The sequence below is a fragment of the Vibrio sp. HENC-03 genome (assembly GCF_000305755.2).
GTDB lineage: Bacteria > Pseudomonadota > Gammaproteobacteria > Enterobacterales > Vibrionaceae > Vibrio > Vibrio owensii.
On record NZ_JH976127.1, the window covers coordinates 93,669 to 115,633 of the forward strand.

The 21,965-nt window shown below is 46.2% G+C and carries 24 protein-coding genes; 13 read left to right on the top strand and 11 right to left on the bottom strand.

The window, feature by feature from the left end; genetic code table 11:
• Positions 1–30 precede the first annotated feature (30 nt).
• From VCHENC03_RS05490 to VCHENC03_RS05465, 6 genes are all read left to right on the top strand, one after another.
• Positions 31–978, top strand: coding sequence for a ChaN family lipoprotein (locus tag VCHENC03_RS05490; RefSeq protein ID WP_009707319.1), 948 nt, complete (start codon positions 31–33; stop codon positions 976–978).
• Positions 979–1,437: 459 nt separating this feature from the next.
• Positions 1,438–1,797 (top strand): hypothetical protein, encoded by a 360-nt coding sequence (locus tag VCHENC03_RS05485; RefSeq protein ID WP_005439760.1) that lies wholly within the window; start codon positions 1,438–1,440, stop codon positions 1,795–1,797.
• A 714-nt stretch (positions 1,798–2,511) separates the two neighbouring features.
• Complete coding sequence (locus VCHENC03_RS05480) at positions 2,512–4,089, top strand: alkaline phosphatase (protein WP_009707320.1); 1,578 nt, start codon at positions 2,512–2,514, stop codon at positions 4,087–4,089.
• Positions 4,090–4,228: 139 nt separating this feature from the next.
• Positions 4,229–4,525, top strand: a complete 297-nt coding sequence (locus VCHENC03_RS05475; RefSeq protein ID WP_005439764.1) for a ribbon-helix-helix domain-containing protein — start codon at positions 4,229–4,231, stop codon at positions 4,523–4,525.
• 100 nt (positions 4,526–4,625) lie between these two features.
• A complete protein-coding gene (locus tag VCHENC03_RS05470; protein ID WP_009707321.1) occupies positions 4,626–5,021 on the top strand; it encodes a VOC family protein in 396 nt (131 codons plus the stop codon).
• Positions 5,022–5,089: 68 nt separating this feature from the next.
• Positions 5,090–5,374 carry a putative quinol monooxygenase gene (locus VCHENC03_RS05465; protein ID WP_009707322.1) on the top strand — a complete coding sequence of 95 codons (285 nt, stop codon included), beginning with the start codon at positions 5,090–5,092 and terminating at the stop codon, positions 5,372–5,374.
• Between the two features lie 78 nt (positions 5,375–5,452).
• On the opposite strand, the gene VCHENC03_RS05460 is transcribed toward VCHENC03_RS05465, so the two are convergent.
• Positions 5,453–7,144, bottom strand: coding sequence for a mechanosensitive ion channel domain-containing protein (locus VCHENC03_RS05460; protein WP_005439768.1), 1,692 nt, complete (start codon positions 7,142–7,144; stop codon positions 5,453–5,455).
• Positions 7,145–7,507: 363 nt separating this feature from the next.
• Here VCHENC03_RS05460 and VCHENC03_RS05455 point away from each other — a divergent pair, with 363 nt between their 5' ends.
• The 3 genes from VCHENC03_RS05455 (at position 7,508) to VCHENC03_RS05445 (ending at position 11,084) form a co-directional block, all read left to right on the top strand.
• Entirely contained in the window at positions 7,508–8,902 is a 1,395-nt protein-coding gene (locus VCHENC03_RS05455; protein ID WP_009707323.1) for a glutamate decarboxylase, read from the top strand.
• A 77-nt stretch (positions 8,903–8,979) separates the two neighbouring features.
• A complete protein-coding gene (locus VCHENC03_RS05450; protein ID WP_009707324.1) occupies positions 8,980–10,707 on the top strand; it encodes an aspartate:alanine exchanger family transporter in 1,728 nt (575 codons plus the stop codon).
• A gap of 125 nt (positions 10,708–10,832) precedes the next feature.
• Positions 10,833–11,084: a GlsB/YeaQ/YmgE family stress response membrane protein gene (locus VCHENC03_RS05445; protein WP_005439775.1), complete on the top strand. Its 252-nt coding sequence runs from the start codon at positions 10,833–10,835 to the stop codon at positions 11,082–11,084.
• A gap of 63 nt (positions 11,085–11,147) precedes the next feature.
• Here VCHENC03_RS05445 and VCHENC03_RS05440 read toward each other — a convergent pair whose 3' ends face one another.
• Positions 11,148–11,588, bottom strand: coding sequence for a YcgN family cysteine cluster protein (locus tag VCHENC03_RS05440; protein ID WP_009707325.1), 441 nt, complete (start codon positions 11,586–11,588; stop codon positions 11,148–11,150).
• A gap of 218 nt (positions 11,589–11,806) precedes the next feature.
• Between VCHENC03_RS05440 and VCHENC03_RS05435 the strand changes: the two genes are divergently transcribed.
• Together VCHENC03_RS05435 and VCHENC03_RS0126170 are read left to right on the top strand one after the other, a co-directional pair.
• Positions 11,807–12,064 carry a hypothetical protein gene (locus tag VCHENC03_RS05435; protein ID WP_009707326.1) on the top strand — a complete coding sequence of 86 codons (258 nt, stop codon included), beginning with the start codon at positions 11,807–11,809 and terminating at the stop codon, positions 12,062–12,064.
• Positions 12,065–12,160: 96 nt separating this feature from the next.
• Complete coding sequence (locus VCHENC03_RS0126170) at positions 12,161–12,409, top strand: YkgJ family cysteine cluster protein (protein ID WP_009707328.1); 249 nt, start codon at positions 12,161–12,163, stop codon at positions 12,407–12,409.
• Here the strand turns inward: VCHENC03_RS0126170 and VCHENC03_RS05430 are convergent.
• The 3 genes from VCHENC03_RS05430 to VCHENC03_RS05420 are packed head-to-tail and all read right to left on the bottom strand — an operon-like array spanning position 12,406 to position 14,763.
• Positions 12,406–13,062 (bottom strand): helix-turn-helix transcriptional regulator, encoded by a 657-nt coding sequence (locus VCHENC03_RS05430; protein ID WP_009707329.1) that lies wholly within the window; start codon positions 13,060–13,062, stop codon positions 12,406–12,408. The two genes, VCHENC03_RS0126170 and VCHENC03_RS05430, sit on opposite strands and share 4 nt — an antisense overlap.
• Before the next feature lie 28 nt (positions 13,063–13,090).
• On the bottom strand, positions 13,091–14,368 hold the full coding sequence (locus tag VCHENC03_RS05425; RefSeq protein WP_009707330.1) for an L-cysteine desulfidase family protein: 1,278 nt from the start codon (positions 14,366–14,368) through the stop codon (positions 13,091–13,093).
• A gap of 14 nt (positions 14,369–14,382) precedes the next feature.
• Positions 14,383–14,763, bottom strand: a complete 381-nt coding sequence (locus VCHENC03_RS05420) for a RidA family protein (protein WP_005432926.1) — start codon at positions 14,761–14,763, stop codon at positions 14,383–14,385.
• Positions 14,764–15,077: 314 nt separating this feature from the next.
• Here VCHENC03_RS05420 and VCHENC03_RS05415 point away from each other — a divergent pair, with 314 nt between their 5' ends.
• Together VCHENC03_RS05415 and aqpZ are read left to right on the top strand one after the other, a co-directional pair.
• Positions 15,078–16,337 (top strand): amino acid permease, encoded by a 1,260-nt coding sequence (locus VCHENC03_RS05415; RefSeq protein ID WP_009707331.1) that lies wholly within the window; start codon positions 15,078–15,080, stop codon positions 16,335–16,337.
• A gap of 215 nt (positions 16,338–16,552) precedes the next feature.
• Positions 16,553–17,251, top strand: a complete 699-nt coding sequence (aqpZ, locus tag VCHENC03_RS05410) for an aquaporin Z (protein WP_009707332.1) — start codon at positions 16,553–16,555, stop codon at positions 17,249–17,251.
• 55 nt (positions 17,252–17,306) lie between these two features.
• Here the strand turns inward: aqpZ and recR are convergent, their stop codons facing one another.
• From recR to VCHENC03_RS28140, 6 genes are all read right to left on the bottom strand, one after another.
• On the bottom strand, positions 17,307–17,906 hold the full coding sequence (gene recR / locus VCHENC03_RS05405; RefSeq protein ID WP_005432989.1) for a recombination mediator RecR: 600 nt from the start codon (positions 17,904–17,906) through the stop codon (positions 17,307–17,309).
• Positions 17,907–17,936: 30 nt separating this feature from the next.
• Positions 17,937–18,266 (bottom strand): YbaB/EbfC family nucleoid-associated protein, encoded by a 330-nt coding sequence (locus tag VCHENC03_RS05400; protein WP_005432961.1) that lies wholly within the window; start codon positions 18,264–18,266, stop codon positions 17,937–17,939.
• 82 nt (positions 18,267–18,348) lie between these two features.
• Complete coding sequence (dnaX, locus tag VCHENC03_RS05395) at positions 18,349–20,538, bottom strand: DNA polymerase III subunit gamma/tau (protein ID WP_032802984.1); 2,190 nt, start codon at positions 20,536–20,538, stop codon at positions 18,349–18,351.
• A gap of 8 nt (positions 20,539–20,546) precedes the next feature.
• Positions 20,547–21,092, bottom strand: coding sequence for an adenine phosphoribosyltransferase (apt, locus tag VCHENC03_RS05390; protein WP_005452085.1), 546 nt, complete (start codon positions 21,090–21,092; stop codon positions 20,547–20,549).
• Positions 21,093–21,259: 167 nt separating this feature from the next.
• Positions 21,260–21,664 (bottom strand): YbaN family protein, encoded by a 405-nt coding sequence (locus VCHENC03_RS0126175; protein WP_157621218.1) that lies wholly within the window; start codon positions 21,662–21,664, stop codon positions 21,260–21,262.
• Between the two features lie 15 nt (positions 21,665–21,679).
• Entirely contained in the window at positions 21,680–21,811 is a 132-nt protein-coding gene (locus tag VCHENC03_RS28140) for a hypothetical protein (protein ID WP_005380608.1), read from the bottom strand.
• Positions 21,812–21,965 lie beyond the last annotated feature (154 nt).

A 21,965-nucleotide genomic window follows, 5' to 3' on the forward strand; every position in this document is an offset into this window, starting at 1 on the left:
TATCATTCGGACATTTTTGGAGGCTTTTTAATGCGCTTTTCTACACTAAGTCTGATTTTTGCAGGCTTGCTTACTGGTTGTGCTTCAAATGCACCGACCGCTCCCAACGCCGCAACTGACGACGTAACCAGTTTCTACGACTACCAGCTTCACGCCCCTTCCGGTGAAGCCATCTCAGTCAACCAGCTAACTCCAGCCCTACAACAAGCCGACGTAATTTTGATTGGTGAATGGCACACACACGCTGGTATCCACCGTTTTCAAACCGACATGCTAAAGCAGTTGTCTTCTGCTAGTCGCCCTCTTGCGCTTTCAATGGAGCAGGTCACACGCGACAAGCAAGCAATCTTAGATTCATACCTAAACGGCGAAATTGGTGAGCAATACTTTATGAAGCAAAGTAATGCTTGGCCAAACTACGAAAGCGATTACCGCCCACTGGTTGAGTTTGCCAAGCAAGCTGATATTCCCGTGATTGCCGCAAATGCACCGAAAAATATTGTGCGTTGCATTGGTCGCCAAGGCATCGATTACTTAAATAAGCTCGGCAGCGATGAGCGCAGTTTTGTTGCGGACGAAGTCAACACAGCAAACAGCCCATACAAAGAAAAGTTCATGGCATCCATGCACCACGGCAAGCCGGAGCAGACTGAAAAGCAATACGCAGCTCAGGTAACATGGGATGAGACCATGGCAGAATCCATCGTCAAATACCTAGATAAGCACCCGGGTACTCAAGTCGTTCACGTCGCGGGTAAATTCCATACTGAAGGCGGTTTAGGGACAGCGGCTTCTATCTTGAATCGCAACCCAGACTTAAACGTTGTCGTCATTACCCCTACTGCTGATATCACCTCAGACGGTTCGGATTACCAACTTGAAGTCCTTGCGCCACCGGTACGTTACGTACAAGACGCAAACCGCATGGCCGCGTACAAGCACCTTGCTAAGCGCAATAGCGATCTTCAATGTAAGTAATCAGAAAAATCCGACTACGCCTTTAGATAAATAGGTCTGCTTTTTGCTTTAGTTTCCGAATAGTGACAGGAAGCGGCAAAAACAGACCTATTTTCGTTCTGATTGATTCAAGAAATAACGTTTGCCGTCGATATAGATATAACTGGTTTTTATACCCAAGTAACCTCGAGATGCTAGGTTCAGCGAGAATGACTTGGTTTGTAGACGCGGCGGCGATTTAAAGGTTTGGTGGGGCCAAATCAAGAATCGACAACAAAGTATACAAGCCAAGTCAACTCGCCCTTCGGGAGCGCGTCATTGACCCAATTTCTGCGTCAAACAACTTGGAAAGAGCGAGCTATTACGCTGCGTTGTTTTCCTTGACCTCGAATCAATGACAACGCTCTGAATCCTGCATCTTGAAGTCACTTGGGTATACCTGCACTCATGAAGGAGTGTCGTTGTTCGAAGGGGTAACAGATGAATCCAGTAGGAAGCAATTCAGTTAATACATACGCCGCCCAACAAAACAAAGTTGAGCAAGCAAAAAAGGCAGATCAAACTACCGACGCAGCGCCACTAAAGGTTGAACAAAACAAAGTGACGCTTTCTTCTGAAGGAAAAGCGCTGCTTGCCGCTCTACAGCAAATCGACCATGAGAGTAAAAAAGTCGAAGCGGAAAACAAAACCGTTGGCGATAAGGTTGAATCTTTTGCTCATGGCGCTCTCGGTATGGACCATCCAGATACTATCGAAGAAGAGGAAGACGGCTCCTACTCGGCAGGCCAATATCTTTCAGCTGCACTGACCGTTGGCGGCATTATTCTGGCTCTTGTTTAACCTCACCCGCGTTAAACAAGAGTTTCTTTCGTTACGATAACCATCCTCATTTGAACGCGTTTTTTGCTCCAGTCCATAATGGTCGACGATTCATTATTGGACGATGGACTATGAAAAAGGCTTTTCAAGCTCGCCCTTCTTCAACTCAATTTCTCCATTTTCCCATTAAGTACGGCCGATAAGTTCGCGCCCGACGAATCCCAAATTTCACAGAATTATCTCGATTATGCTGCTGCGTAAGGCGAGTTCTGTTTGCTGTTCATCATTTGTCTTTAGAAGGGCAAGAGGAGTTGCCACTCTATTCAGACAACATGGTGAGAGCAAAACTGGCCAAACTTGGCTTTGAAAAGGCTTCCATGCCCTCTTCAATCGAGTTTGCTCATCGTGACCCAAAGCCCTGCTTACGCGGTGTAGCTTTAGCTCATGACTTTCGACTCCTAAACTTAACTCAAAGCCCACTTCTGTGGGCTTTTCTTATTTTAAAGTGTGTAAACCTTTCGAGCTGATTTTTGCAGCGGTTTGGAGGGCCGTTTATACAAGGCAGGCGTTAAGAATAACTGGACGTCCCATCCGAACAAAATTCAACCACGAAAGAGCAACAGCCCCTAGACTTAGTGAGTATAAGTGACTTCCACATGAACCTTTTATGACGGTAGCATTTCTGCAATAAATCCTTGTTTTAATTCGAGCGCTTTTATAAATAAGGAATATACAATGAAGCACTTAGTGACCCCAATCGTAACCGCAGTAGCGGCATCCACACTTTCTTTCAATGCGCTCTCTGCAGAAATCAAAAACGTCATCTTGATGATTGGCGATGGCATGGGCCCTCAACAAGTTGGCTTGTTAGAGACCTACGCCAATCATGCACCAAACTCTATCTACAAAGGCGAAACCACCGCACTATACAAACTGGCACAAGAAGGAGTAATCGGCTCCTCTTTGACAAACCCAGAAGATGCCATCGTTGTGGATTCTGCTTGTTCAGCAACCATGCTTGCGACCGGAATTCCGACCGCTTCTGAAGTGATTGGAATCGATAGCCAAGGCAACCACGTTGAAACGATTTTGGAAAAAGCGAAAGCAAAAGGGAAAGCAACTGGCTTGGTTTCAGATACCCGCATGACGCACGCGACACCTGCCGCTTTTGCCTCTCACCAACCTCACCGCTCGTTGGAAAACAGCATCGCTGTAGACATGCTAGAGACCGGCGTGGATGTGATGCTTTCTGGCGGCCTTCGTCATTGGATTCCTAAATCGACCAACGATAAAGGCGACACTTACAAGCAACTTGAGCAACTGACTCAAGGCGACGTCTACCTAAAATCAAAACGTAAAGATGAGCGAAACCTTCTGACGGAAGCGCAGCAGCAAGGTTACAGCCTAGCGTTTAACCGCAACATGCTTGAACAAGCAAAGGGCGAAAAAGTACTGGGACTCTTCGCTTATTCCGGCATGAATGATGGTATTGCGTACAGCCACAGCAAAAACGATCCGAAACGTACCCAACCATCATTAAAAGAAATGACAGAGAAAGCGCTCGATGTCCTTTCAAAGGATAAAGATGGCTTCTTCTTGATGGTGGAAGGCGGTCAAATTGACTGGGCAGGTCACAGTAATGACGCCGGGACCATGCTGCATGAATTGATCAAGTTTGATGAAGCGGTAAATACAGTTTATGAATGGGCAAAAGGTCGCGAAGACACTCTTGTTATCGTCACTGCCGATCATGAAACTGGCTCTTTTGGATTCAGTTACTCATCAGCAGATTTACCAAAACCAGAAAAGCGCAGTGGTGAAGCATTTGCGAACCGCGATTACGCACCCAATTTCAACTTTGGCCAGTTTAATATTCTCGATGGCCTCTACAATCAAAAGCAAAGCTACTACGGCATGATCAGTGAATTCCAGAAACTCGATGAAGCAGCACAGACGCCAGAAAAGTTGGCTGAAATTGTCAACGCGAGCAGCGACTTCTCCATCACACCAGAGCAAGCTGCGCGCGTATTAGCAAGCAAACCTAACCCTTACCGCCTCGCAAGCCACAAGTATTTGAGTGAAGAGAATGTCCCAGCGGTCAATGACTTTGACGCCTTCTTCCCATACAACGACCGTGGCAACTTGTTAGCTCGTGAGCAAGCAACCAAACAAAACACAGTCTGGGGAACAGGTACACACACGCATACTCCGGTAAACGTTTTTGCATGGGGGCCAGCGGGTACTATTCTTCCGGTTTCGAAAATCATGCATCACTCACAACTGGGTGAATACCTGATTCAACAAATCAAATAATCCAAAATTTGCACTTACTTTCATCTTTTGGTGAAACCTTCACGCCCTCACTAGAGGGCGTTTTTTTACATAGAAACGGTTGACGCCCCGCACTCAACGTTCCAATATCTGCGGGTTATTTATAAATACGATCAATACCATGTGCGAAATATTTGCTAAGCAACCTCAGGAAAACTACCAATTTATCACCCGCTCTATCCGTATCGATGGCCATGCTACGAGCGTGAAACTAGAGTCCAGCTTCTGGCTGATCTTAGAAGAGATCGCTTCTGCACAAGAGATGACGGTGCCGAAGTTCATCAGTACGGTTTACCAAGAAGCGTTGGAGCATAATGGTGAAGTAAACAACTTTGCCTCCTTGTTGCGTTGCGCTTGTTTAACGTATGCACGCCAGCCTCAAGAGACCATGGCACAAGCCTTGAACGAGCTGCATTAAACAAAACACCTACACCTCCCCCAACGTTCATTGTCGTACCTGAGTACTACCTATTGCGCGTAAAAACTGACTAGTCTAAGCGCACAATTAAGGAGTACTCATGACAAAAATGATTCATACCATGATCCGCGTAAGCGATCTGGAGCGTTCTCTAAAGTTTTATCACGACGCACTTGAGCTAGAAATCAAAGACCAATACGTATTCGACGGCTTTTCTCTTACCTACTTAGCAAACCCAGAAACAGGGTTTGAGCTGGAACTGACGCACAATCACGACCAAAGTGAACCTTACACACATGGCACAGGTTACGGCCACCTTGCTGTAAGTGTGGAGGATATAGCGGCGACACACCGACGCCTTAACTCATTGGATATTGAAACCAGTGACATCAAAGTCTTTGACCATCAGGAAAAGCACTTAGCAACATTCTTCTTCATTACCGACCCAGACGGCTACAAAATTGAGTTCTTGCAGCGTCAAGGTCGCTATCTCTGATAGTAAGTTCTGTCCTAACAGGAACGGCCACTATCCCCTTTAATAACAACAAAGAAGCAAACACAACTATGATTCATTTAACTGCTGCATTTCACGCAAAACCTGACTGCGTATCTCAACTAAAACAAGCATTAGAAGCGATGCTAGAGCCGACTCGAAATGAGACTGGCTGTGTGCGTTATCACTTGTTCCAAGACAAAAATGACCCAAGCCAGTTCTTGTTCCAAGAGCAATTTGCAGACCAAGCCGCGTTTGACGAACATTGCAAAACAGCACATTTCCAGACTCTGCTGAGTGAGATTGATGGTTTACTTGCTAGTGAGCCAAAAATCACGTTCTTGGATGAGCTGTAATCTTTACTGCTAAACCGATAAAAAAAGGCGCTCTAATTGAGCGCCTTTTTGTTGATTTTGGATTCAAGTAAAAGAAATTTATGCTTCTTTCTTTTCCACCATGTGCAAGTGCACATCTTGTTGTGGGAATGGAATCGAAATGCCTTCACGGTCGAAGCGCAATTTCACTTCTCGGGTCACATCCCAGTAAACATCCCAGTAGTCATCCGTTTTAACCCAAGGACGAACAATGAAGTCAACTGAAGAAGTGTTCAGTGTATGAAGCTTGATCATTGGCTCTGGAGAACGAAGTACTGAAGGGTGAGACGTCACGATATCTGCCAATACTTCTTCTGCTTTTAGCACGTCATCTGAGTAACCAATACCAAAAACCATATCGACACGGCGAATGCGCTCATGTGTCACGTTCTTAATCACGTCTCCCCAAATCTTGCTGTTTGGCACGATGATGATTTGGTTATCGAAAGTACGGATTGTGGTGTTCACCAAGCTCATATGGCTTACCTTACCGTCTACACCACCTGCATAAACAAAGTCACCGACATCGAACGGACGGTAGATCAGTAGCATCATACCCGCAGCGAAGTTTGATAGCGTATCTTGTAATGCGAAACCGATGATCACACCAGCAATACCGAAACCGGTCAGGATTGGAGCAAGGTTAAGGCCGATTTGAGATAGACCAACCATGATACCGATGATCCACACGGCTTTGCCTGACATCGAGATAAAGAAGTCTTGCATCAAGTGTGACAGCTTCAAGTTCTTCGATGCCACCGTCTTGCTAACCACTTTACGCGTTAGCTTCGCCAGTGCGCGGGCAATCAGCAGGATCAGAGCAAACACAAACAACTGGAAGATGTGCTGTGGTGCGTTTTCAGCAAACCAATCCACCATTGAGTTCGACCAATGGCTCAGGATAGACAGAATCACTTTGGTGTTCAGCAAATCATGCGTGATGCTACCCGTCACCTCAAAGATCTGACGCTTGTATTCAGATGTTTCTAGGCCAACTTTATCGCCAATGGTGATCAGGTTGCGTAGGCTCTCTGTCGCGATATTTAGTCGTTGCTTCAGAATCAGTTGGCTTAGCTGCAGAGACGCTTTTTCTGACTCTGGACTAGAGGAAATTTGTGAGCCGATGATTTCGCTTTGCTGATTCAAGTACTCAATCGACGCAGACAGCAAGCGCATGCGCTTATCAACGTTGTCTTTGAATGTCGCTTCCGCATCTTCATCTTGCACACCGAGTGTTTTCAGCCAGTTAAGGTTCTGCCAGCTTGATTCGTAGCTTACGTCCAAATACTGCTGCAATTCACGATAGCTGTTGACTAAAGACAGTTTGTCTTCGTCTTTTGCAGTATTGATTTCTTCATTAAGCGTTTTGACTTTGTCATCTAGGTAAACGACCGCGCCTTCAGAATACTTCTCTTGAGTTTGAACAAGCTCAATCAGCTTCTCATGAGGAATCGATTTATTGCTGATTGCTGTCGCGAGGCGGCTGCGCAGCTCTTCATTTTTTTGGAACAGTTGCAGTTGCAAGGCATCACGCTCATCGCCACTGGCTTGTTTCAAGCTTTCAGACAAATCGATGATGTCTTGGTTGATGTTATCAATCGCTTTTTCAGCGGCAGAAACCTTTGGTACTTCTACGACCGTTTCTGTGCTTTCTGTTGCTCGAACCACAAAGGAACTCATGGTCAAAGCAAACGCCATAAATAACACCACAAATGGTGTAAAACGCACTTTTAGGGGGGATAGTAACGTCATTTTTACCTCGTAAGAGACAATCTTGATCGGGGTGACCAAGCGCCGGAATGTAAATCCTTGAAATTAGATGCTCTAAGTTTACAACACGAATCCGCAAACCGAGCAGCATTTAGTAAATTATGCGTCAAAGTTCCTACAGCGGATCCAAATTTTCTTAATCTAAATATGGAATAGTAGCTGCCACTTCTTCTGTATTCTTCGCTTAACTCAGCACAAAGTCTGTGCGACAGCCCAAACAACGAGTCACAAAACCAACGGCTGTAAAAATCTCTGCTACGTTTAATTGGCAGTCAAAACTGTCTTATGAACACCAATCACTACTGATAACAAGCGCAATTGTTTCAATAAGATAAGGGATTTCACATGCCTCTTCATAAAAAATCGACCGTCCGTGGCTCTATTCTCGATGATGTGTACTCATCGAAAGATCTTTCCGTTGTTATGCCCAAGTATCGTATTCCAGATGAAGAACACTCGCCGGAACATGCTTACCAAGTGGTACACGATGAGCTGATGCTCGACGGCAACTCTCGCCAGAACCTCGCTACATTTTGCCAAACTTGGGTAGAAGAAGAAGTACACAAGTTGATGGATGAATGCATCGACAAAAACATGATCGACAAAGATGAGTACCCCCAAACGGCTGAAATCGAATCTCGTTGTGTTCACATGCTGGCAGACCTTTGGCATGCGCCAGACGCTGAAAACCCAATGGGGTGTTCAACGACGGGTTCCAGTGAGGCAGCCATGCTCGGCGGTATGGCTCTGAAATGGGCTTGGCGTGAAAAAATGAAGAAGCAAGGCAAGCCGACTGACCGCCCTAACCTCATTTGTGGCCCCGTTCAGGTGTGCTGGCACAAGTTCGCTCGTTATTGGGATATCGAACTGCGTGAAATTCCGATGCAAGGTGACCGCCTTATCATGACGCCAGAAGAAGTGATTAAACGTTGTGATGAGAACACCATTGGTGTCGTTCCAACGCTTGGGGTGACTTTTACATGTCAGTATGAACCTGTAAAAGCCGTGCATGAGGCTTTAGATCGACTCCAAGCGGAAACCGGGTTAGACATCCCAATCCATGTCGATGGCGCAAGTGGTGCGTTCCTCGCTCCTTTCTGTGATCCAGACTTAGAGTGGGATTTCCGACTGCCAAGAGTCAAATCAATCAACGCTTCTGGGCATAAATTTGGTCTATCGCCGCTAGGCGTTGGGTGGGTGGTTTGGCGAGATGCGGATGCGTTGCATGAAGATCTGATCTTCAATGTTAACTATCTCGGCGGGAACATGCCAACTTTTGCCCTCAACTTCTCCCGTCCTGGTGGTCAAATCGTTGCTCAGTACTACAACTTCCTTCGTCTCGGTAAAGAGGGATACCGAAAGATCCACCAAGCTTGTTACGACACCGCTCGATATCTAGCAGAAGAGGTCGAGAAGATGGGCATGTTCAAGATTATCTACGACGGGCACGGCGGGATACCTGCACTGAGTTGGTCACTCAAAGAAGACGCGAATCCGGGCTTCAACCTCTATGATCTCTCAGATCGCATTCGATCAAGAGGTTGGCAGATCGCCGCTTACGCCATGCCAGCAGAACGCGAAGATCTGGTGATCATGCGCATTTTGGTTCGCCACGGATTTAGCCGCGACATGGCCGATCTTTTGATTGCCGATTTGCAACACTGCGTCGACTTCTTTGCCAAACATCCGATTGTTAACGGCAGTGATGCAGACGAATCGAGCAACTTCAATCACGGTTAACGCTCTCACCTTACACGCAAGAGCGAGGAATATGGGTTGTACCTCGCTCTGCCACTCACTAGGTAACAGGTGACACTATGTCTTTTCTCTTTAGTTACTTGTCAGAAAACCCATTCGTTTTTCTCTTTTTATCTCTCGCCATTGGTTATCCACTTGGCCGATTAACCTTTAAAGGCGTTAGCTTAGGTACAACCGCCGGAACCTTAGTCGTTGGTGTTGCTCTAGCGCTAACCTCCTTTTCTGTTTACGGGCTAAAAATTGAAGAACCGGGCTTGGTGTCAGACATCTTTTTGATGATGTTCATGTACGCCATCGGAATGAAAGTCGGACCGCAATTCTTCTCTGGGTTAGCACGGGGCGGTATCGACTTTGTGGTTATCGGACTCATTGTGGTCTTTAGCAACTTCGCGATTGTGGTGATCGGCGCAAAATTAATGGGGCTAGAACCGGGCTATGCGGCTGGCATCATTTCCGGAAGCTATACTGTGACCGCCGTAATGGGCGTTGCACAATCTGCAATAAGCTCGGGAGCCTTTACTCCTCCTGAAGGCATGAGTATTGATCATGTCAGTGCCAACATCGCCGCCGGATACGCAATCAGTTATGTTTTCTCAACCGTCTTAATCATCCTATTTATTAAGTACCTTCCTTCCCTATTTGGTATCGACCCAGTTAAAGCGGGCAAAGACGCCGAAGCGGAATACTCCACTGGAGACGACAACGAAAAATTGCCAAGTACTTTTGGCTTCTCTGACGTTGGTGTACTTCCAATTGATGTGAGGGCCTACAAAGTTTCGCACCAAGAGCTCGTCGGACGTTCAGTTCAAGAGTTGTATCAGAAGTTCCCTGATGCTGCAGTACTGAAAGTGGTTCGAGGAGACCAAGTCATTGATGCTTCTGACAATCCAACACTTGAGTTAAATGATGTGATTGGCATTCGAGGGGAATATCATGTGCTGATTGCCGAAGGCGAGGCAGACATCGGTAACGAAGTCGACGAACCAAGAGCAAGAAACGTCGATATCGAAGTGGCTGATATCCACGTAGGCAAATCCGAACACGCAGGGAAAACGGTCGCACAATTGCATGCTGAAGTGGGCTTTGGCGTTTATTTCAAAGCAATATTTCGACAAGGCCACCAGCAGCCTTTGTTGCCGCAAACTAAGGTCGAAGTGGGCGATGTTGTACGTATTGCAGGCTCCCAATGGTGTGTCGAGCAAACCGCGTCCAAACTCAATAGCGTTCCGATTGTTGAGAGCACGGTCACTGAAACCTTCTACCTTGCCCTCTCCCTTCTTATTGGCTATGTCTTTGGCCATTTGAGTGTCACGGTTGCTGGCATTCCATTTGCGTTAGGGACGTCAGCTGGCTGCATGCTAACGGGAATCGTCTTTTCCTTTTTGCGAACCCGTAACCCAAGCTTTGGCGGCCCGATGAGTGAAGGCGCGAGAAGCTTTTTACAAGACATCGGTCTAAACCTATTTGTCGCGGTATTGGCGGCAACCGTAGGACCGAAAATATTAGCGTCATTCCAAGGTATCATCGTGATTAAGATTGCACTCTTGGGTGTGACAGCTGCACTCGTGCCGCCTCTGTTAGCTTGGTTATACGGCTTGTATTTCCGCAAGATGAATCCTGCGATTTTAGCCGGAGCCTGCGCTGGTGGTCGCAATAGCACGCCCGCAATGAAAGGGGCTCAAGATGCCAGCCACAGTGACATGCCTGCAATTGGCTACCCAGTACCTTATGCGCTGACCTCTGTATTAGTGTTGATATTAGGTTACATCGCTATGGTCATCAGCTAACCCATCATGCGTTAACTCGTGACAAGTTAACAAAAGAGCAGTTTTAGCGGGATGAACTATGATTGAATCGTAACAGTTCCAAACGGATAGCAGATAGCTAACACGATAATGAGTAAGGAGAAATTATGGGCTTTCTATCTTGGATTATTCTAGGTTTGATTGCAGGAGCACTGGCTAAGTGGTTGATGCCTGGTAACGACGGAGGCGGTTGGATTGCCACTATGGTGCTCGGTATTGTAGGCGCTTTCGTTGGTGGTTTCTTAGGAAGCTTTGTGGGCCTTGGCGGTGCAGACGGCGTAAACATCGGCAGTATCGTCACTGCGACTTTAGGTGCTTTCGTTATATTGTTTGTCTACAACCGTTTCTTAAAAGGTTGAGCACTTTTTACTTCATCCAATAACAAACAAGCCTTTCATAATGAAAGGCTTGTTTACATTCGACTATGGGCGGTTTGGGTGATTCAAAATGTGGTCTTCCCAGTCCACCACATCGATTTCATACACCACTTTGTTTCGTACACTTTCCCCTGCTGCGTGCATGGCAGACTTAGAACCAGTGATTAATGGGTGCCACTCTGGCAGTGGTTGGTTTTCTGCCAACAAGCGGTACGCACAAGTGTGTGGCAACCACGTAAAATCATCAATATCTTCACGCGTTAGCTTGGTGCACTCTTCACCTGAAGTGAAACGGTTCGGGTAGTCTTTGCACGAACATGTTTTGCTGTTCAGCCAACTACACGCCACGTTGGTGTAGTAGATTTCGTCCGTATCTTCATCCATTAGCTTGTGCAGACAACATTTGCCACACCCATCACAGAGAGATTCCCATTCTTCTTCTGTCATGTTCTCTAACGATTTACTTTGCCAAAATGGAGTGCTCATACGCTTACTACTTATTTCTCGAATGGGAATGAATTGGGTGCGTTTTATACCCCTCTGACAACAAAAGTTCAAGTTTTGCCGAATCCCGCCCCGTAATACGAACTATTATCAAAGTTTGTCCTGTTTCATCAGCAAGGTCGCTCAACATTGATATTTTTACTAATAGTGATTCCTATCCTATGGTTTTAGCTCATAGTGTGAATAAAGGAATCAATATTATGAAACTCGCAATGATCACCATTATCTCTCTTGTTTCGTTCGGAGCTGCGGCGAGTACCGATGCAGAACTTTGTCAGCAATACGGCAAGGATATCGCCTCTAATGTTCAAGAAGGTCAAGCAACGTTTCTAACGGAAATGACCGCTCGTACCGAGGCTGGAACGTGGGGTTTAAGCATGCAAGAGTGCAACCGTTATATACAACAGGCTAAACGGGATCAGAATTTTGAAGTCGCCGATTTACTTAATGATGAGTAAAAAGGGTTAAGTTTGTTGGTGTGAATTCACGCACGCCTCTTCCAATCTGGCGAGAAATGTCCATAATGCCCCCTTCATTTTTGCGAGGGCTTTTAGATGGATTGTCGATTAGGTTGTGGGGCGTGCTGTATTGCACCGAGTATCTCTTCCCCTATTCCGGGCATGCCAAACGGCAAACCAGCAGGTGAACGTTGCATTCAACTGAATGACGATAATCTGTGCAAACTGTTCGGAAAACCAGAACGCCCAAAAGTTTGCCACGATTTCAAACCGTGTCCGATCGTATGTGGCAAAACTAATCAGGAAGCTTTGAGCAACATTACCGAGCTAGAACAGCTCACTTAATCGTTACCCAATTCCCTTAGGTAAAGGTAAATCGTATCGCGCGAGATACCTAGGTGGTTTGCCACCATCAATACCGCATCCTTGTATTTAAAAATCCCCAAACCTTGTAAGCGTGTTACCAACTCTCGGTTGCGTTTGGAAGGTGTGATTGCCTCATTCGTCCATACTTCTGACTGAACGGTTTCGATCGTACTAATGATGGTTTCGTCGATGTTGCGTGCAAACGTTTCTGGCGAGCTCGCTCCTGTGCAACAAGGGTTCTGCTGCTGCGGCAAGATTGAGCGCAAAAAGTCCTGCATTGGCACATCCATATCCACGTTGATACAAAGTAGACCGATAGGCTTGTTTTTTGGGTTACGAACGATGGTGGTGATCGAGTGCAAGGTCTTTCCGCTCGCGGTTTTAGTCAGATACGAGTCTGACACGTCCTTGCCCTCAAGTAGCTTCATTCTTGCTAAGTTGGTAATTGGAGCGCCTTCTCCACGTTCAGTAACATGGCCATTGGCAATTTTGATGATTTCTGGTGCTTCTGCATCAAGACTGTGAAGAACGACTTCAGTATGTTCACCGTACATACGAGCAATGCCATCGACGACGTTCTTCATCGAATTCAAAATATCTAAATCACTTTTGGTGAGTTTCTTAAGCTGCAATTTACTTCCCTTAGCAAAAACTTTGAGGCTAGGCCGACATGATATCGATAATAGATTTGTCAGTATACGGCATACCAAGTCTAACCATAGAGCCTACGTTTCTTATAGTTTGTTCGACTTCATCGCCTACTATACCTTGATTCTTCACACTGTGGTTACCCATCGCCATCAAATATGAGCGCACCGCCGTAGTTGAAGAAGTGCAGACTTTCATCGCACATGAGGATTTTGCGCCATCGCACACCATGCCCGAACTATCACTGATAACGTTTTGAATCGCATAGCATGATTGCTCAAACGTGCCACCCGCAAGGTACACCAATGCCATAGATGCGGCCGCACTGGTTACCGTGTTACCACAGAAAGCTGACAGAGGTGGGTAGTAAGACTTGATGTATATCGCGCCTAAGTGACTCATGATCAGAGCTCGCGCTATGTGCTCTTCATCACTTTGGAAAGCTTCCGCTGCGATAACCACAGGCACGGTAGCCGCAATGCCTTGGTTACCACTGCCAAAGTTACTCATAGCTGGAAGGGTCGCACCACCCATTCGAGCGTCGGATGCAGCAGACGTCATCATTTGGATTCTGCTCATCAGATCATTGCCAAGCAAACCCTGTTCGATATTGCCTTTTAATGTGCGGCCAATTTCTAAGCCGTAACCTCGGTCGATACCCTCTTGCGCTAAGGAAGAGTTGAGTTCCGCCGCTTGCAGAATGAACTTGATGTCATCAAATGGCGCTTGAAGGGCAAAGTCGTAAATCTGCTTAATGGAGATATCAACCCCTTCACATACCGATCCTGTCGCGACTCGTTGTTGTAAAGGGGCATCGAACGTCACCGCTCCATTGCGAGTGATCTGGATAATGTTAGTGTGCCCACCACTGATGGTCACCGAGACGGTGTCTTCTCCAGCGCTCATGGTCACACTGCAAAAGATAAATTCTTGTGTATCAATGCGAGCAACACTGACTCGCTCTTCATCAATAAGTTGCTGGGCAGCAGTCACATCGTCTTGATTAATTTTAGCGAGTACTTCCAGTTCTGCGTTTGGGTCTCCCGCTAATGCGCCAACTGACGCCGCGATCTTAAGGCCAATTTTCCCAGTGCCGGGAACGTAAACCCCCATTGAGTTTTTAAATAAGTTATCTGAGACACGTACTTCAATCATGTCCGGGGTTTGGCATCCAAGCTCACGCTTTGCAACTGCTGCCGCATATGCAGCAGCAATGGGTTCTGTACATCCGAGGGCAGGTTTTACAACTTGCTTAATGATTTGGATATATTGGTTCCATTGCTGATTCATGCTTCTTCTCCGTATTACTTTTTACTAGCAATCGCTTCAACTTCAATCAAAACACCTAGCGGAAGATCTTTCACCGCAAAGCAGCTTCGTGCTGGGCAATCTTTTTGGAAAAACTCTGCATACACTTTGTTGAATTCAGCAAAGTCGCTGATGTTTGCCAAGTAACACGTCGTTTTTAGAACCGTATCTAAACTGCCGTTACCAGCTTCAAGCACATGTTTTAAGTTCGTTAGAGATTGATGACTTTGAGCAGTAATCCCTCCCTCTACTACTTTACCTGTCGCGCTATCAACTGGGAGTTGGCCAGAAGTAAAAATCAAATCCCCGTAAGTGGTACCGTGTGAATACGGGCCAATTGCGGCAGGAGCGTGCTCTGAAGCGATCAATTCTTTCATGTTAATCCTCACATAGTTTTTAGTTTTAGTCGTAAAACTCAGCTTTCGCTTTCGTTTCAAAGCTATTCTTTCAACTATATGTGAGCAAAACAACCACCACAGATCACACAAATCGATCTAAATTCAGGTTTTATTGAGTAATTTTGCCGAGATCTCAAATTTATCTGAATTTTCCACAAAAAAATTGTTGTTAATCTTTTTCTCAAATAGATTTGAGAAAAATTCATACTAACAAAGAGAAAACGACAATGAGCGTTACTGTACCTACACAAACTCTTCCAATAACTAAAGAACCACCTCACGTTAAAGCCGGAATGACAACCACAGAATGGAAAGCGGCGACTAAGTTTGATAGCACTGACTGGGGCTGGGTAATCATGAGTATCGGCATGGCAATTGGTGCTGGTATTGTTTTTCTTCCTGTAAAGGTAGGCGTACTTGGCATATGGGTATTTCTTGCCTCCGCGGTAATTGGTTATCCAGCGATGTACTTATTCCAACGCCTATTTATTAACACGCTTTCCACCTCTCCGAAGTGTCAAGACTATGCGGGGGTTATCTCAGGCTACCTTGGCAATAAATGGGGCGCCTTATTAGGCGTGCTCTACTTCATCATGTTGGTGATTTGGGTATTCGTATATTCGACGGCAATCAATAATGACTCAGCCTCTTTCCTACACAGCTTTGGTATCACTGAGGGGCTGTTGTCGGAAAACCCGTTGTATGGTCTAGCATTGGTTTGCGCTTTGGTAGCAATCGCATCTCGTGGCGAAAAGATCTTATTTAAAGTCAGTACGGGCTTAGTGCTAATTAAGCTCTGTACCGTTGCCCTGTTGGGTTTCATGATGGTAGAAAAATGGGATTTAGCTAATGTCGGTACCGTACCAACGGCTGGTGCTGGCTTAAAAGATGCGATTGAACTGCTGCCGTTCACCCTTACTTCTATCTTGTTTATCCAAAGCTTGAGCCCAATGGTTATCTCTTACCGTTCAAAAGAGAAGTCTATTGAAGTTGCCCGTTTTAAAGCGATGCGCGCCATGAATATCGCTTTTGGCATTTTGTTTGTGACTGTGTTTTTCTACGCGATTTCTTTCACGTTGGCGATGTCTCATGAACAAGCAGTTCGTGCAGCAAACGAGAACATCTCTGCGCTAGCGATGGTAGCACAAGGCATGGACGGCACGACGCTTAAACTGCTTAGCCTGATGTTGAACATCTTTTCTGTAATGACAGCATTCTTTGGTGTTTACCTTGGCTTCCGTGATTCTTGCCAAGGTCTTGCGATGTTGGCATTGAAAAAAGTGATGCCTGAAGAGCAAATCAACAAAGAGCTCGTGACGAAAGGCATCATTCTGTTCGCGATTTTGATGGCGTGGGGCGCTATCGTGCTCAACCTACCGGTTCTGAGCTTCACTTCGGTTTGTAGTCCTATCTTTGGTTTGATTGGCTGTTTGATTCCTGCTTACTTGGTGTATCAAGTGCCTTCTCTACACAAATACAAAGGTGCTTCACTATACCTAATCATCGCGACAGGCATCTTGTTGTGTATCTCACCATTTATTGCTTTTAGCTAACGCTTCCTCTCGCCTCGGTTATCAAACTCTATAACGATAGCCGAGGTTTTCCTTTCAACTCATCCACCTACCCTCTCCTTACTCATTTCGTTTCATGTATGAGACAGAAACGCTCATATCTGGCATTTTGGTTAATTTCCGTGCTTCAACTCACACTTTTCTGACAATTCTCTACTATGTTCAGCGGGTAATCTAAATCCGCAATAGGAAACAATATGAATAAATACATGGCAGAGGTTTTTGGTACTTTTTGGTTAGTGCTTGGTGGTTGTGGTAGTGCAGTGTTAGCGGCTGGCTTCCCTGATGTCGGCATTGGCCTGTTGGGCGTTTCTTTGGCGTTTGGTCTTACCGTACTAACAATGGCATTTGCTATTGGCCATATCTCAGGTTGTCACCTAAACCCAGCAGTAACTATCGGTCTATGGGCCGGTGGTCGTTTTGAGACTAAAGACGTAGTGCCTTACATCATCGCGCAAGTGATTGGTGGTGTTATTGCGGGTGGCGTACTTTACGTAATCGCAACTGGTCAAGCAGGCTTTGACGTGGTTGGTTCTGGCTTTGCCGCGAACGGTTACGGCGCGCATTCTCCTGGCCAATATTCAATGGTTGCAGCTTTAGTGACTGAAGTTGTCATGACGATGATGTTCCTAATCGTGATCATGGGTGCAACAGACAAACGTGCACCGCAAGGCTTCGCACCTATCGCTATCGGTCTATGTTTGACACTGATTCACCTAATCAGCATTCCTGTGACAAACACATCGGTTAACCCAGCGCGTAGTACTGGTGTTGCGGTATTTGTTGGCGACTGGGCGGTTTCTCAGCTTTGGCTATTCTGGGTAGCACCAATCGTTGGTGGTATTCTAGGTGCACTTATCTACAAGAACCTTCTGGGTACAGAATCAAACGATTAATCGATTCTCGAACCTCACGATCAAAAAAAAGCCGCTGAACTCAGCGGCTTTTTTATTAAATCTTGTGTCGACCCAGAAGGGAGTGTGACAAGGTAGTCCCGTCCACGAGCTCAAGCTCGCCACCCACTGGTACACCGTGTGCAATGCGGCTTGCTTCCACTTGGTGTTCTTTACACAGTTCTGCGATGTAATGAGCCGTCGCTTCACCTTCTACCGTTGGGTTGGTAGCAAGAATCACCTCAGAGATATCTCCGCGGCGCAGACGGTAATCCAATACATCTAGACCAATATCACTTGGACCAATTCCGTCCAGCGGTGATAAATGTCCCATCAGTACAAAGTATCGACCCGAGTATTGACCCGTTGCTTCTACTGCTGCGATGTCTGCCGGACTTTCTACCACACAAATCTGACCATTTTCTTGGCGTTTTGGGTTAGTACAAATATGACAAACTTCTTCTTCAGTGAAAGTACGACACTCGGTGCAATGGCCAATTTCTGTCATTGCTTGGCTCAGCGCATCTGCCAGTTGCAGACCGCCTTTTCTATCACGCTGTAACAAATGAAAGGCCATACGCTGCGCCGACTTGGGACCAACCCCAGGTAGACAACGTAAGGCCTCCATCAATTGTTCCAGCATATGACTGGTACGCATTGAAAATCCGCTTAGTTAGAATTCAGCAGATTAGAATGGCATTTTCATGCCTGGTGGTAGTTGCATACCGCCAGTTACTGAAGCCATTTTCTCTTTTTGAGTTTCTTCAACGCGACGTGCTGCATCGTTGAATGCTGCAGCGATAAGATCTTCTAGCATTTCTTTGTCGTCTTCCATCAGACTTTCATCGATTTCTACACGACGCACACTGTGACTACCAGTGATTGTAACTTTAACTAGACCAGCACCAGACTCGCCAGTTACTTCCATATTCGCGATTTCTTCTTGAAGCTTTTGCATGCGATCTTGCATTTGCTGGGCTTGCTTCATTAGGTTGCCCATACCGCCTTTACCAAACATGTTTATCTCTCTGGTTTAATTAGGTGTTGCATCTGTTAATGGGGCTGCCACTTTGTGTTTTCAACCCCATTCCGTTCATTTTTTAGATAGGACGTACACTATCTTTATCAAGCTCTGCTGCGAAACGGCGCTCGATGAATTGTACGTGCGGATCGTTTTCTAAACTGTTCAGCGCTTGCTGTAATTTCTCTTGGTAGAGTCTATCTCTCAACTCTAGTGGCGTCTCACCACTTTCGCTCACATCAATACTCAGGTGACACTCTTCACCCAGCACATGGTTCAGTGCACTGTGCAGCTCACTTTGCGCTCTGTCGGTGTTCAAGTGTGCCTGACTGCCTCTTAATTGTAGCGAAACTGTCGAGCCTTCTTTGTTGAAATGCGAGTTTAATGCAAGTTGTTCTACCAACTTGGGCGTATCCATCTTGCTAATCAGGTTCGCCCACTCGCTTTTCTCTAGCGATTCATCAACCAATTTTTGCGCCATTTCTGGCGTCTTTTCGTGCTCTAGCGCTTGCTTGAGCTGCGTAGGTGTCAATTGCGTATTGGCTTTCTTTTCAACCGGTTTGGTTGGTCGCCAACGATACGCTTCATCCTCTGGAGCTTGTTTTTCAGCTTGAGGAGCAGACTTAGGCGACACCTGCGCGGAATTGCCATGCAATTGCGCTAGACGGTCAATAACCGATTCTTTCTGTGCAGATGTCGCGTTAGACTTTTTTGGGCCACCACTTTGCGTTGATGCTTGTTGCTGCCCCTGACGCTGTGAACGTAATTGGTGACGTAGGCCGCTCAAATTACCACGAGCAGGTGCCGGAGCACTTTCTTGTGGCTGAGCTTGTTGAGGAGTTTGCTGCGTTGGCGCAGGGTTCTCACTCATCGGCGGAGCCATATCGTATTGTGGTGCCATATCGTAGCCACCCTGATACTCAGGTTGGTACTGCGGCGCTTCATTCATGGGAGCCGGGGATTGTGTCGCCGGCTGACTCATCGACTGAGCTGGCGCTTGATGTTGCGCTGACGGCGTTGGTCGGCTTTGCACGTGCTGTGCAGGCGCCTGAGCCACTGGAGCTTGTTGCTGCGGTGGTCGTTGTGCAGATGACTGCGGAGCCGCTTGCAATGACGGGCTCACGCTTGATGTCGGCGCGACTTGAGGCTGTGATGAAGTAGAAATCACGTTCGCGCTATTATTTGCTGACGGACGGAATGCCATCATGCGCAATACGATCATTTCCATGCCGACGCGACCATTTGGTGACAACGTCAGATCTTCACGACCTTTTAAAGCAATTTGGTAGTAAAGCTGAACATCTTGTGGTGTGAGAGCTTTACTCAATAATTCGATTTTTTCGGCATCAGGTTGCGCCTGATCCAAGGTTGATGGCAGAGCTTGGTACATCGCGACACGGTGAAGCTGCGACGCCAATTGTTGTAGCAATCCATCCCACTCGACACCGTTTGATGCAAGTTGTTGGATTTTGTCCATCGCCTGTTGCGGCTGCTTACTGCTGATCGATTCTAGCAAGTGAATCGCTTGGTCTGTATCAATCGTTCCAAGCATGTGGCTCACGATATCGGTTTGAATCGTACCGTTGCCTAGGGCGATAGCTTGGTCAGTTAAGCTCAGTGCATCACGCATACTGCCATCTGCAGCGTGCGAGATCATGCCAAGTGCTCTTGCTTCTGCAGAGACTTGTTCTTTTTCCAGAATATGGTCAAGTTGCTGATGAATATCATCAACACTGATTGGCTTAAGATGGAACTGCAAACAGCGTGACAGAATCGTCACCGGCAGTTTTTGCGGATCCGTCGTAGCCAACAAGAACTTCACATACTCAGGCGGCTCTTCCAGCGTTTTTAACAGCGCATTGAAAGAGTGACGCGAAAGCATGTGTACCTCATCGATGAGGTACACTTTAAAACGTCCGCGAGCGGGTTTGTATTGAACGTTGTCTAACAGTTCACGAGTGTCTTCAACTTTAGTACGAGAAGCTGCGTCGATCTCCAGTAGGTCAACGAAGCGACCTTCATCAATCTCACGACAAGTATCACACTCACCACACGGGTTAGCAGTAATACCTGTTTCACAGTTCAGGCCCTTAGCAAACAGTCGGCCAATCGACGTTTTACCAACGCCTCGCGTGCCGCTAAATAGGTACGCATGGTGTAAGCGATTTTGCGCTAACGCGTTCTCCAAAGCAGTTAAGACATGGGTCTGCCCGACTACTTGATCAAACTTATTAGGACGCCATTTTCGCGCTAAAGCTAAATAACTCATTGAATGTATTAGTGTCCTTCAAACTCGCAAATGCTGTATACGTTCAGACCTAGACCTTCTAGGCGCTTATCACCACCGATTTCTGGTAGGTTGATAACGAATGCAGCGTGCTCTAATTCACCACCTAGTTGGCGGATCAGTTTTGTTGTTGCTTCAATTGTGCCGCCAGTTGCTAGTAGATCATCAACAACCAATACTTTATCGCCTTCTACGATTGCATCAGTATGAATTTCTAGCGTATCAACGCCGTACTCAAGCTCGTAAGATTGAGCGACTGTTGGACGAGGAAGTTTGCCTGGCTTACGCACAGGAACAAAACCTACACCCAGTTCTAGTGCTAGAGGTGCGCCAAAAAGGAAACCACGCGCTTCTGTACCGACAACTTTCGTGAAGCCCATATCTTTGTAACGCTCAACCAAAAGGTTAATCGTTGCTTGGTACGCTTTTGCGTCTTCAAGAAGGCTAGTCACGTCGCGGAAAAGAATGCCTGGCTTTGGGTAGTCTTGGATGCTTTTGATGCTAGATTTGATCAGTGAAATTGTTTCTGTAGTCATAATACCGATTTACTTAGATTGGCTCATCGCCCTCTGTTCTTATCGCAGTATATATGAGGGCAACAAACAATAGGTTTTCATCCCTATGAGCTCATTTTCTTAAAAAGTCACAGGCGCTGAAAATACAAACGCCCACTCGAAGAGCGGGCACACTATTCTCTACAATCTTAGTGATTTTCTTCTCGGTCAGCAACCAACTCAGTCACAGGTAGACGCATAAACCAACTCAGTAAAACGATTAGCATCACTAAAAGCGCAATTTTTACCCAAATGAGCGGGGCGACAAGAATGGATACGGTAAAGCTCAGCACAATAAATATCGCACCACGTTGTTTTACTTTACGGGTAACGGCTCTGTGCTTATGCCAATTATCCAGCATTGGACCAAACGTTTTGTGTTCGTGTAACCAACGATGAAACGCAGGGCTTCCACGCATAAAACATGCGCTTGCCAATAGGATAAAGGGAGTGGTGGGTAATAAAGGAAGAACGATACCGGCGATGCCAAGTATCATGCAGAGTCCACCAACAATATTGAAAAAGTAACGCTTAATACGAATGGTGGACTCCAGTAAACAATCGCTCGATTAAAAACCTGCGTAACCGTTCATTACGCGAAGCCAGGTTAGCGTTGCAGGTAGAGTTGGGATCAAAAGGACTGCAATGAAACCTAGAAAGTAAAAAATATTATAAGGCTCTTTAAAATCTTTGTCTGCCATGATGCTTCTTCTCACTTGTTGACTTTGCTTCTCCCAACCATGCATCGTTAAAATATCGTTGCATAAATGGGTCATTATTGTTTTAAGCGCTGACTATACCTTAAACATCAAACGCTAAACACCAACAAAAAGTAAGGTTATAAAGGGAAGCAAC